The following is a 12,236-nucleotide window of genomic DNA, read 5'->3' as shown; positions in this document are numbered from 1 at the left end:
GTGTGGTGGCGTCAGCCCTTGCTGTCGTACGTTCCGAGCTTCACGTCGGCCTGGCGGGTCTGGCCGTCGCGGACGTAGCTGATCGTCGTCGAGGCACCACCCGCGAAGAAGCGCACCTGCGCGGTCAGGTCGGTGGCGTCGGAGACCGACGCCGAGCCGATCTTCGTGACGACGTCGCCCTTCTGCAGACCGGCCTTCGCCGCGGCACCGCCGTTGGACACCGACTTGATGAGGGCGCCGACCTGGGTGGCGCTGGCGTCCTCGGTGGCGTCGCCGACCGTTGCGCCGAGGAGCCCGTGGGTCGCCGAGCCGTTGTCCTTGATCTCGTTCGCGACCCGCTTGACCAGGTTGGCCGGGATCGAGAAGCCGACGCCGATGCTGCCGGCGGCCGACTCCGACGACGACGAGCTGCCAGCCGAGGCGATGGCCACGTTGATGCCGATCAGTCGGCCCTTCGAGTCGAGCAGCGCACCGCCGGAGTTGCCCGGGTTGATCGAGGCGTCGGTCTGGATGACCGGGAGCGAGACGGTGGTGTTCGCGGACGAGCTGCTGCCGTTGTCCCCGTTGCCCCAGAAGTCGAAGGGACCCGAGCCGCCGTTGCCGCCCTCGTTCGAGTCGCCACCCTCGCTGGGGGCGCTCGAGGTGACCTGGATGCTGCGGTTCAGGGTCGAGACGATGCCGTCGGTGACGGTGTTCGACAGGCCCAGCGGCGCACCGATCGCGACCGCGGTGTCCCCGACGTTGAGCTTGGACGAGTCCGCGAACTCCATCGGCTTGAGGTCGGTCGCGTCGATCTTGATGACCGCGAGGTCGACCGTCGGGTCGGTGCCGATGAGCTTGCCCGCGTAGATCTTGCCGTTCGAGGTCGTCACCGTGATCCGGCCGTTCGAGCTGTCGCCGTCGAGGGTGACCACGTGGGTGTTCGTGACGATGTAGCCGTCCTTGCTCATCACGACACCGGAACCGGTGCCGGCCTCGTTGCTCGCCGACACGTTGATCGTGACCACGGACGGGGTCGCCTGTGCCGCGACGGCGGTGACGACGGTGGCGGAGTCGTAGTCGTTGACGGTCAGGTTGCCGCCCTGCGACGAACCGGAGGACACCACGCTGCCACCGTCGTTCGCCGCCGACGATGCGAGCCACCCAGCACCGCCACCCACGAGCCCGGCCACGACGAGACCGGCGATGATCGGCAGGAGCAGCCTGTTGCGGCCCGAGCGCTCCTTGGTCGTCGTGGTCGCCGCGGCACCCGAGGCGTCGTCGCTGAAGTAGTGCCCGTTGCGCTGGTTCGCGCCGTCGACGTCGCCGAAGGCGCTCGTGGCGGACTGCGGGGCCTGCGCGGATGCGTTCGCGTACTCGGAGGACGAGCTCGGAGCGGACGAGGACGTCGGCTGGGCGTACTCGCCGTAGCGGGGGCGTTCGGCGCCCGGCTGGCCGTACTGCGACTGCTGGCCGTACGGGTTCTGGTTCTGCTGGCCGTACTGCGACTGCTGGCCGTACGGGTTCTGGGCCTGCGGCGCCTGCTGGCCGTACTGCGACTGCTGGCCGTACGGGTTCTGGGCCTGCGGCGCCTGCTGGCCGTACTGCGGCTGCTGGCCGTACGGGTTCTGGCTCTGTTGCGACTGCTGGCCGTAGGGGTTCTGGGCCTGCGGCGCCTGCTGGCCGTACGGCGACGTCTGCTGGCCGTAGCCGCCCTGCTGCGCGCGCGAGGAGTCACCGGAGACGGCCGGGTACGGCGCGGTGTAGCGGTCGGTCGGGTGGTCCGTCGACGACGGGATCACGTCCGTGTGGTCCGGGGTCGTCCCGTCGTTCTGGTTCGGGCGAGGAGTCTCGTCCGGCTGGTCGGAGTCGTTCGGCATCGACGTGTTCCCTCTCGTGGCCGCTGCTGCGGCGTCCTCACTGGCGGCAGGCGGAGCCGCATCGTCCGGACGGCGGTCGTCGCCCTGCCCGTCGGGCGTGGTGTCGGTCATGCTGGACGTGCTCCTTTCAAGCTCGTGCAGTCTGTCGCAAGCACCTGAGCGGTCCTTCTGGCGAGGCTGCGAGCCACCCCTGGCGATCTTATGCGTGCGCTGTACACGGTGCCCCGGTCCGCCGCGGGACGGACAGCTAGGTTGGGGTCCGTTCAGCGCGACACGTCGTCGCCCGCACGGGAGGGAACCACATGCGCCAGGCAGGACCGTGGCTGCGAGCCGCCGACGGAGCGATGCTGCTCGGACCGGACGGAGTCCCCGCACCGACGGTGTTCGCCGAGATGAGCGCCCTCGCCGCCAACACCGGCGCGGTCAACCTGGGGCAGGGGTTCCCCGACGAGGACGGGCCGGCCGAGGTGCTCGAGGCCGCGGTGCAGGCGATCCGCGACGGCGTGAACCAGTACCCGCCGGGCCGGGGCACCCCCGACCTGCGGGCGGCGATCGCCGAGCACCAGCAGCGGTGGTACGGACTCGACGTCGACCCCGACCGCGAGGTCCTCGTCACCGCCGGCGCCACCGAGGGGCTGGCCGCGACGATCCTCGCGCTGGTCGAACCCGGCGACGAGGTGATCACCTTCGAGCCGTTCTACGACGCCTACGGGGCGCTCATCCGGCTGGCCGGCGGGGTGCACGTCACGGTCCCGCTCACCGCACCCGACTTCCTGCCGGACGAGCGCACGCTGCGTGCGGCCTTCACCGACCGCACCCGCGCCGTGCTCGTGAACACCCCGCACAACCCGACGGGCCGGGTCCTGCCCACCGACGTGCTGCAGACGATCGTCGACCTGGCCACCGAGCGCGATGCGGTGATCATCACGGACGAGGTCTACGAGCACCTGACCTTCGACGTCCCGCACACTCCCATCGCGACCCTGCCGGGTGCCGCGGAACGGACGGTGTCGGTGTCGAGCGCCGGCAAGACCTTCAACACCACCGGGTGGAAGGTCGGCTGGCTCACCGCTCCCCCGGCGCTCGTCGACGCGATCACGACGGTCAAGCAGTACCTGACGTTCGTGAACGGCGCACCCTTCCAACCGGCCGTCGCCGTGGGACTCCGCCTGCCCGACGCGGTGTTCACCGGCATCGCCGCCGACCTGCGCGCGAAGCACGAACTGCTCGCGAACGGACTGACGGCTGCGGGCTTCGACGTGATGCGCCCCGACGGCGGCTACTTCGTGCTCGCCGACGCCGCGCCGCTCGGGTACGACGACGCCCGCGCGTTCTGCCTCGAACTGCCGGCTCTGGCCGGGGTCGCCGGGGTCCCGGTGTCGGCGTTCGTCCGCCCGGACCGTGTCGCCGGCTACCGGTCCCTGGTGCGCTTCGCCTTCTGCAAGCGCCGGAGCGTCCTGGAGGACGCCGCCGCACGCCTGGCGACCCTCGGAACGCGCCCCCGCGCCTGAGCCGCGACCGCGTCGGGGACGCGACCGCGTCGGGGACGCGACGGACGCGTCAGCGCTGCCCCGGGCCTCCAGGCGGGGTGCGCAGTGCGACGTCGTACCGCCGCAGCGACAACGACGGGTTCACCCGACGGACGGCGTCCGTGACGGTGGTGTCGATCGTGGCGGTGAGCGTGCCCGGCGAGGCACCCGCCGAGGCCACGGCGACGCCGGACGGGTCGAGGACGACCGAGCCACCGATCCCGATGGGCGGCGTCTGGCTGACCCCGACGACCCAGACGGTGTTCTCGATCGCGCGGGCCGTGAGGAGCGTGCGCCAGTGGTGCTCCTTGCCGGGCCCGCGCACCCACTCCGCCGGGAGGACGACGACGTCGGCCGCGCCGGTCTCGGGAGCGGCGAGGCGCCGGGTGACCTCGGGGAAACGCAGGTCGTAGCAGGTCTCGAGCCCGACGCGGACTCCGCCGAGCTCGAAGACCGGCAGCTGCTCCGGGTCGCCGGACTCGATTCGGTCCGACTCCCGCGAGCCGAAGGCGTCGTAGAGGTGGACCTTCCGGTACGTCGCGGCCACGTCACCCGACGGGAGCACCGCGACCAGGGTGTTCCGGAAGCGCTCCGGCGTGTCCGCTGACTCGGCGACCCCGACGACCAGGGCGATGCCGGTCTCGCGAGCGACGTCGCGGAGGCCCGAGACGAACGGACCGTCAAGGGGCTGCGCCGCGGCGACGAACCGATCGTCGATGTCGGCGGTGAAGTACGAGGTGTACTCCGGCGTGACGAGGAGGTCCGCGCCCCGGGCGGCCGCGTCGACGGCGGCGGTGCGCACGGTGTCGAGGTTGGCGACGGGGTCGTCCACGGGGGCGAACTGCGCCGCCGCGATCGTGAGGGTGGCCATGCGGTGAGCGTACCCGGGGGTGTGCGGCGGGCGGGCCTGCGTTCGGTCGTCCTGCGAGCGGGCCTGCGTTCGGTCGTCCTGCGGGCGGGCCTGCGTTCGGTCGTCCTGCGGGCGGGCCTGCGTTCGGTCGTCCTGCGGGCGGGCCTGCGTTCGGTCGTCCTGCGGGCGGGGACACGAAGAAGGCCCCGGTCCTGTTGGACCGGGGCCTTCATGTGACGCTTGGTTGTCCTGGCCCAAGTTCGTACCAACACCCTTACCGTTGCTTCAGACTCTTCCCGTCGCAAGGATGATCTCCCTCGCCCTACCAGGCCTCGAGTCACCCAAGAGCAGCAGGACGAGATCGTGGCGCTGTACCGGTCTGGACTCAGTACACGAGCGGTCGCAGAACGAGCTGGCGTTGCAAAGACGACGGTGCTGCGAGCGCTCAGTCTTACAAACGTTGGGGTACGGCCACGCGGCGGGAGGTCTGGTTCGTGATCTGAGCGCCAGGCAGCTCGCTTGTCGTTCTCAACCTCACGCGTGACCTGATCGAACAGAGTGCGGGCGATCTTCTCGAGATCTGGCTCTGGGCGAGCCAATCCGCGGATCACCTTACGGTGAGCCTGAGGCTTTCCGGTCGGTATCGGTACTGCCGCGTAGTCGATGGAGCACAGCACTTCAAAGCGCTTTATGATCTTGCCGGGCGCGATGCGGGAATGAAGATTGTATGGCAACGACGGCTTTGCGGTGTGCGAGCGCTTCCTTCTCATTCAACTGCTTCGTGAAGGCGAAGAACTCGTGGCGGGCGAGCTGCTCCCGATATGAAAGTTGCCGCAGAGCTGGGATCTCCTCGTTCCAGTCGGCAAGGAGGCGGGAGGGTTGCGAGGTAAGTGAAGGTAGACAGACGCGACGTTAAATCGCTTAGCCTAAGCGTGCTGACCCAATATCAACGATATGACGCGCTCTGTCATGAAGCTCATCGAACGTCAGGATAGTGATACTGCCGGAATCGCGGCGATGAAGCTCGAGTGTTCGACTCTTGATCTCCCTCTCAAGGTCGGAGTCCGCTTGCTCAAGCTCGGCTTTATTGCCAATCACGAGAATAACCTTGGGATTGAGAGTCGCTTGCGTGATCTTATTGCCGCGCTTGCCGTACAACCCTCCCGCTTGCTTATCAGCAAACGCTTGGAAACTCGCCTTCTGCTCAAGGATTTGCGACTCGGCCAGAATAAGTGAGTTCGACAGACGCCATGAGTTGGACCGATTTTGATTAGTCGCGAATAACGGAGTGCCGGCAGTTTTGAGTTCGACCAGGACGGTGTATTCGGACGCACCCATCAGGTAGTCGACCAACTCTTGCTCGCTGCCGCCGACCGTCGGACTCCCTACCGTCGCCTCTCGCTGCAAGATGTTTAGATACTGGTAGTCCAGGCCATACCCGAAGATCCATGGATTCTGTTCGAAGAAATATTGCCAAATCTTCTCATCCTTTGAAGAGTCGACTCCTTCTCCGGCAGCATACGTCTTCAAATTCGTAGAACTGACTAGAAATGATTCGAATAGCTCCAGCTGCGCACGACGATCCTCGTGGACCGCGCCGTCGGCGAGACGCCGAAGCATCTTAGGATGGTTTGTTGCGAGTTCGGTCCAGAAATCTTCGCCTTCGCCCGCATCGAGTAACGTCTTAATGGATGCAGCGATCGTCTTAGATCCTGCGACGATAACTTGCTCCACATCACCGCTCACGTACTCGTGTTCGCCCAGCCGAACGCCATGCTCCTCAACGATGTCGCGGAGACGATCGTATCTTTCAAGGAGCCGAGCGAGGGCATTAGTACTAAGCTCGACCTTGACGCCCTCTCCCGACTTCAGACTTCGAAAGTCAATCGCTTTACTATCATGCCATTCTTCGCCGCGAGCTCTCTTTTGCTTGATGATCCAACCCCGGACGCCCGCGGCATGTATCACAGCTCGGAAGATAGTGCGGGTCAGAGGTGTCTCCGTGAGCACTTGGTCAAGCAATTCTTCGTCAAGGATTAGATCGGGCTTAACTTCAGCCATGTCACGAGCCACAGAACGCACAACGAACTTTTCAGGATCCATTTATCGGACAGCTTCTTCCATGCAATCATTATATCAATTACAGCCGCCATCGTAGCGACTCATACAACACGACCGGTACATGCGAAAAGAGGGGGCCTTTAGCGCAAAATCAGTGTACCGACGAGTGCTTCTCTCACTCATGCCAACACCCTTCCACGGAGGTAAGGGTGCCCGATCGGCTTTCGAGCGATCGGAATCATGTACCGGAACTGCCCTTGTTGAAGATGCATACCCCTATCAGAGTGAAAGGTTTAGTAACAATGGATACGCCCTGATCGCTACCGGAACTCGGAAAGGACCTCCTTCAATCCGGGAGGAAGTTGACGCTCAAATGCATCGAGCCACTGCTCGACAACGCCTTGTGCTTACGCCCCTGTGGAAGGAACAGGAGATCACCCGCCCCAATCCGAACTTCAGCGATTTCACCTGCGTCCGTTAGCACGGCAAACGTCTTTGTGCCGGAGAGCTGCACCAACGCACCGTCCCATTCGTCGACGTGAAAATCGAAAGACTCCGCGTCTGCCGCCGATAGGTACACGGAACACGACACTCTCCGGCTCACGGCCACCTGCAGTTCCGCGGCAAGCTGATTGATCGGGCCGGGTTCGGTCTGAAGGGACTGCATGATTGCAGTCTTCCCGGCTGCCCAGAGGGCGGCGGCCTCCTCTTCCGACGTGGGATAGATGAGCGCGTCAGGCTGGGCATACGCGAGCCTCCGCTCGCGGACTCCTAGCGAGATCGGATGGGCAAGTTGCCGCTCTACTTCCGCGCGGAGGACCGCGACAGCGTCCGCAGCGATCGTCGCCGTCGACCACGGCTCTCGCTGATCCCGCACACTCGCGATGACGGCAGCGAACCTGCCGATCTGCTCGTACTGCGCGACCGGGTCAGCTGCTGATTGCGGCATGCTTGTGATTCGGCTTCACACCCGTATAGCGGTACAAGTCGCCGCGCTCTAGCAGCGCCCTCGACGCCGCCAGAACAGCGGGTTCGAGGTGATCCTCCGCCAGCTCGACCGATGCCGGCGGCATCGGCGCGCTCGAGGTCAGGCCAGCGAGTTCTGCAAGGCTTGTCATGACGATTCCTCCCTTTCGGCGGAGCGTAGCACGCCCAAAGCGGCCTAGGAAGAGGAACTAGCGCGCATCATCATCGTGGCGCCCTCGCCATCCACGTAAAAGTCCTTGCGGTAACCGTTGCCGTGCCATTGGATTGACATGTCAGGGACGCGAGCGCGCAGCTGCTCGTCAAATTCAGGCGAATGCATCACCTCGCCGACCGGCGAGTCTCGCGACGCAGTAGCGAAGCCCACCGTAACTCGCGCCTCAAGCAGATCCTTTTCAGCCCGCATGCCGTGGATTGCTTCCACCATCTTGTCGAGCGCCTCGGCAAACCCCGGACCTAATTTCAATTCATCAATTATATGCGTTACCTCCTAGAGTCCATGATAAGTCAAATCGTGAAGCATTTCAGCAACTCCGACTTGTGCAAATCACAACGCCGGCGAGGAGGACGATGGAGGTACGATCGCACACTAGGAATGACCACCAACGACCGACGCAGAAAACCACAACGCCTCGTGTATCCGAGGCGTTGTGGTTCTAACAAATGCTATTAGGGGTCTACTTGGTTGTCCTGGCAGTCAGTGCCAACACCCTTAACGAGACGCCTCAGCACGTCCACCGGCCCGCCATCAGGCGAAAGCCGGTGGCCCGGGTGACAGCAGCCATGACCGATCGCATGATCCGCATGTACGAAGCGGGCAAAACCTCACGCGCGATCGCTGGCAAATTCGGCATCTCGCGTCAGTCGGTCATCCTGAAGCTGCGCAGAGCCGGAGTGACCACTAGATCTAAGGGCGGACCCCAATGATCGACTGAGTGAGTTTATGCCGAACTCGACTGATGACGGCCGCCCATGGGGGATGAGGCCGGCCCTGCCCTTCCGCACTTCCACAGAAGTCGGCTCTCAGCGCTTCTTAGCACCCATGTTCACTTTGAAAGTCGCGCCTTGTGGGGTAAAAGTACTGACAGTCCCGAGGTCATAAAGACGGTTCAAGAGCGCATCGTGTTCGGGGGTGTTCGGGACCGTCGGATGCTTACCGTTTCGTTCGAGCAGCTTCGGGTAGTCTCCGCCCATAGCTGTGAGCACAGGACGCAAATCGTCGAGCGTCACCGAGTTGATAAACGGTTGGACCGCTCGCACGACGAGTGACGAGTCCGCACGGGCGCGGGCCGCACGTTCGACCGCGCTCCACTCCAGCGTCACGCCATTGTCGAGTGCATATCTGAGCATACGGTTGACAACCGCGCGGTCGGCGCCGTTAGAATAATCGACGAATTGGCTCACGACGGTTGCCTTGATCGACGTTGGTACCACACTGCTATCAAGGAACCTGATCATGATACTGGGCGAAACGATATCCGGCGCGATAAATGATTGCACCTCGCTCGACGCACTGATTGCGAATTCCAGGCCAACCCAGTCATCCGACGCGATGAGCGCAAAGCTCGCTGCAGAGTCTTTAATGACACCATGCGCGATAAGGCGTCCGATCCAATCCCCTCGTTCTTTCGGAACAGATTCGAGCGCGATGGACTCCTCGAGCGCGAGGCTCTCGATGAGCGCCGCGCGAATCTCCGGGTCCGGCAATACGTTACCAGCGCGAGCAATTTGCAGAGCGAGGTCGAGCTTCACCTCCTCCTCGTGATCCTCACTCTCGGAGATCTCTCCGGCTGATAACACCACTGCAAGCGCGGCGTCGACGCCGTATTGCTCGACGTACGACGCTACGTTCTCGAACGATGAAGGGAATCGACCGTTCTGCGCAAGGCCCGGCCATGAGCCCTGAACTACCTTAGTCAGATCGTCAATCTCACATCCTAGGACGGAGCGCGCCACGACTGCGCCCAGCGACTTGCGATCCGATCTGTCGATGTCGGACAGGATGTCACCGAAAGCATCCGGTGCGGCAATGCTGTGTTCTTCGTCCACCAATATCCCGAGATAGTCGTTCAGAGAAGCGAGCATGCGCTTGTAGACCGATGGCGCATCCCTCCGCAGCTCGTCGAGCGCGGTTCCCACCTTCGGCGCGATCGCGGCCAGGAGGTTCTCACGCGTGACGGTGAACCTCCCGACCCGCACGATTGCGGTCCGGATCGGCGCACTGAGCAGGGAGAGGTCCGGCATGTCGAAGTCGGCGGTAGTCATGAGCTTCCCGATCGCCTCAGGCTTCGCACCAACTCCCGTGAATGCACTGAGTGCGCCGTAGTTTCCAAGCAAATACGACCTCACGCTGTCGTTGACGGCGTACTCGACCGATGGTTCGAGGCGCTTGAGCGCGGCGTCGACCAGCGCCAAGCGAAGACCGTCCTCGACTTCAATCTCGCCAACAAGCACGACCAGCACACGGGGCCACGTCTCTGCCAGCGCTCCTGCGAGCACTGTTGCGTCGTGATCACTCGCAACGAATGCCTGTAAGAATTGCTTCTCGTCATCGGTGCCGCGCTGCAGATTCCGCAGAACAGTGGCAGTACCCGGCGCGGGCTCGTCCTGTAGGAGGTAATCAACGAAGTCCAAGTTATAAGCCGCCCTCCCCGCAAAGGCAAGCCGAGGGCGCTCATGGATAACCCCCTTCGCTTCGTCTGGTGTCAGTTTGAAGAACATGTCCATCGAGCCCGTATCAACGTTCTTGAGGACGAAATTCATCGCATTCGCGCTGACTTTTCCACCCGGGAACGTCGACGTGTAGAGCGTGAAGTAGCGGTCGATGTAGCCCCCGCCAATAAGGTCCGCGGCGAGGTCAGAGCCAAGGAGGCTCCGCACGCGCTCGGCGAACAGCACTTCAGCTCCGTCAACCGTCACCGAGATGCTTTCACGCTTCACCAAGTCACTCATGTCAGCATCGGCGTAGAAGCCAATATCTTCTCGGAGCGAGGCAATCTGCTCATCGAGTTCGTTCTTACCGACCGGATCCCACTTGGACGGATCCAGACTGTACCCGGCCGCGCGCTCGAGTTCATCGGGCTCCAGCACCGAGATAGGGTTACCGAGGTAAGGGTTTCCGAAACGGAAGGCGAGCGATGCGCTGCCGTCAACATATTTCTGCCAGAACTCAGCAGTGTGCAGGTCAGATGCAGGAATTGCGGCACCGTCGTACTGAATGTGAGTGAGCGGATAGCCAATGTGTCCGATCAACAGCGCGATGTACTCCTCTACTGCCGCACCGAGCTCGTCCGCTCGTGCCGCCTGGTCATTCGCGTTTCGCAGGCGGCGTCGAAGTCCCAGTAGCTCGGAGTTCAGCTTCGCGGTTTGTTGCGCCACGATCTCGCGACTCTCATTGTACAGCGTGTTCAGATGACTCGTGCCAAGCTTCACTTGCTCGAAATCCGACAGATGAGTGCTCTTATACAGCACCATCGCGAAGAGCCCGTCGTCGTCTAGCTCTAGCGAAGACTTGCGTATCACCTGCTCCTTGAAAATCGCGAACTCGTTCCGAATGTTCTTGATCAGCCGCATGTCTGGTACGTACTGCGCTACTATGTCGATCAGCGCATCACTTACTTTGTGTCCCTTGATATCTTTCAGCTCGTCCGACATGAACTGGCGAGCACTCTGGTGCGTCACGAATGGAACGACGGGGATGACCAGGTCGAAGAACTTCGTCCTGTTCGCTCGCGCCACTTCAAGGATCGCAGCGTCGGCTGCCGGCTTCTTCGCTTCCGGCTGCTGCCCCGCCGCTTCGCGCGCCGCGCGCACCCCCAGCTCTTCGAAGATGCTGTCTTTGATCGCGTAGATGAAGCGGATGGTCCTGTTATTGAGCTGCTTCGCCGCATTGAGGATCGTGTTCAGTTCGCGGAGCGTCTCGAAGATGTGCGGGTCCTCGAACCGGTCGATGTCCTCGAAGATTACGATGTCCGCGTCGACGACTTGGAAGAAGTAGACGATCTCGTCGAGGTACTCGTCGAAGTAGGTGTCGGTCTTCGCTGACAGGGTGATCGTGGCCGCTCCGGTCGAAACGCTGTCAATGCGGAGCTTGTTGTGCGTCACGAAGCGGACCCCGAGCACCAAACCGGCCGCGACGACGGCCATGCCGCCGTTGGCAGCGATGGCCCAGTCGGGTCGGATGGTGAAGAGAGTCGCGAGCTTCGCGGTCCAACCGAACAGGAAGATCACTATCGCTAGCGGGATGCCCGAGGCCAGCGCGATCAGGATCTCCCGCCTCCAGCTGAACGCGGCCGTGCGGCGGTAACGCGATCCCGGCATCCTGTCCGGCATCTGCGTGTAGAGCAGCTGCTTGACGATCTCCTTCTGGATCTGGTTCGTCTTCGTGTCCCGAAGCGGGTTCTCGGCTCCATCCGCCTTCCCGTCCGAGCCGGTGCGCTTCGAGGCGTCCGCGGCCGGTTCGAATCCGAGCGTCGAGAGGGACACCTGGATCGCCTTCAGCGACTTGTCCTCCGCCACTTGGCGCAGGATGCTGCTCTTGCCGACGCCGTAGCTTCCCGTGAGGGCGACGTTGCGCACTTCCTTGTCGTCGGTCCAGGCCAGTGCGTCTTTGATGGCGTTGAAGTACACCCCGTGCTTGCCCGGCACGTACTCGGGGGTCAGGGGATGAAGCGCAGGCGCTTCATAATCCTCAGATGCCTGAGATGGTTCCACGTTTCGATAACCCCGTCATTGCAATATCGTGCCGCATAAGTGGCGCTTATTATGAGTACCTCGCTATTAACCGGTCAAGCTCAAGCGCGACCGCGTCGGCCCGACGTCCAGGGAGAGCCGAGCCTGGCTCAAAGATAGCGCCTGCGCCCGACACTCGCGTGGATGGAGGGGCCTGACCTTTCCCTCCGCAGGGCCGCAGCCGGCCCTCTCCTGCGCGACACAGGAGCCCGCGAGCCGTGA

10 protein-coding genes are annotated in these 12,236 nt (G+C 63.3%); 3 read left to right on the top strand and 7 right to left on the bottom strand.

Translation table 11 applies throughout. The annotated features are described in order from the left end of the window. Positions 1-11: 11 nt before the first annotated feature. Positions 12-1,970 carry a S1C family serine protease gene (locus DEJ00_RS18770; protein ID WP_258373596.1) on the bottom strand — a complete coding sequence of 653 codons (1,959 nt, stop codon included), beginning with the start codon at positions 1,968-1,970 and terminating at the stop codon, positions 12-14. Positions 1,971-2,161: 191 nt separating this feature from the next. Here DEJ00_RS18770 and DEJ00_RS08485 point away from each other — a divergent pair, with 191 nt between their 5' ends. After that, complete coding sequence (locus DEJ00_RS08485) at positions 2,162-3,370, top strand: aminotransferase class I/II-fold pyridoxal phosphate-dependent enzyme (protein WP_111057026.1); 1,209 nt, start codon at positions 2,162-2,164, stop codon at positions 3,368-3,370. 49 nt (positions 3,371-3,419) lie between these two features. Here DEJ00_RS08485 and DEJ00_RS08480 read toward each other — a convergent pair whose 3' ends face one another. After that, a complete protein-coding gene (locus DEJ00_RS08480) occupies positions 3,420-4,259 on the bottom strand; it encodes a carbon-nitrogen hydrolase family protein (RefSeq protein WP_111057025.1) in 840 nt (279 codons plus the stop codon). A gap of 219 nt (positions 4,260-4,478) precedes the next feature. Here DEJ00_RS08480 and DEJ00_RS18935 point away from each other — a divergent pair, with 219 nt between their 5' ends. Further along, the gene (locus tag DEJ00_RS18935; RefSeq protein ID WP_111057024.1) at positions 4,479-4,736 is read left to right on the top strand and encodes a helix-turn-helix domain-containing protein; all 258 of its coding nucleotides are present in this window, start codon (positions 4,479-4,481) and stop codon (positions 4,734-4,736) included. 423 nt (positions 4,737-5,159) lie between these two features. Here DEJ00_RS18935 and DEJ00_RS08470 read toward each other — a convergent pair whose 3' ends face one another. From DEJ00_RS08470 to DEJ00_RS08460, 4 genes are all read right to left on the bottom strand, one after another. Beyond that, positions 5,160-6,299 (bottom strand): Shedu immune nuclease family protein, encoded by a 1,140-nt coding sequence (locus tag DEJ00_RS08470; RefSeq protein WP_181440126.1) that lies wholly within the window; start codon positions 6,297-6,299, stop codon positions 5,160-5,162. 346 nt (positions 6,300-6,645) lie between these two features. Next, positions 6,646-7,248: a JmjC domain-containing protein gene (locus DEJ00_RS08465; RefSeq protein WP_111057022.1), complete on the bottom strand. Its 603-nt coding sequence runs from the start codon at positions 7,246-7,248 to the stop codon at positions 6,646-6,648. After that, positions 7,229-7,417, bottom strand: coding sequence for a hypothetical protein (locus tag DEJ00_RS18245; protein ID WP_146247917.1), 189 nt, complete (start codon positions 7,415-7,417; stop codon positions 7,229-7,231). Before DEJ00_RS18245 ends, DEJ00_RS08465 begins: the two co-directional genes overlap by 20 nt. Before the next feature lie 44 nt (positions 7,418-7,461). Continuing rightward, the gene (locus DEJ00_RS08460) at positions 7,462-7,749 is read right to left on the bottom strand and encodes a hypothetical protein (protein ID WP_146247916.1); all 288 of its coding nucleotides are present in this window, start codon (positions 7,747-7,749) and stop codon (positions 7,462-7,464) included. A 197-nt stretch (positions 7,750-7,946) separates the two neighbouring features. On the opposite strand from DEJ00_RS08460, the gene DEJ00_RS18930 reads away from it, so the two are divergent. After that, positions 7,947-8,210: a helix-turn-helix domain-containing protein gene (locus tag DEJ00_RS18930; protein ID WP_111057020.1), complete on the top strand. Its 264-nt coding sequence runs from the start codon at positions 7,947-7,949 to the stop codon at positions 8,208-8,210. 96 nt (positions 8,211-8,306) lie between these two features. Here the strand turns inward: DEJ00_RS18930 and DEJ00_RS08450 are convergent, their stop codons facing one another. Next, complete coding sequence (locus DEJ00_RS08450) at positions 8,307-11,996, bottom strand: hypothetical protein (RefSeq protein ID WP_146247915.1); 3,690 nt, start codon at positions 11,994-11,996, stop codon at positions 8,307-8,309. Positions 11,997-12,236 lie beyond the last annotated feature (240 nt).

Source organism: Curtobacterium sp. MCLR17_039 (assembly GCF_003234745.1).
In the GTDB taxonomy this organism is placed as follows: domain Bacteria; phylum Actinomycetota; class Actinomycetes; order Actinomycetales; family Microbacteriaceae; genus Curtobacterium; species Curtobacterium flaccumfaciens.
This window is presented reverse-complemented; position numbering and strand designations above follow the sequence as displayed.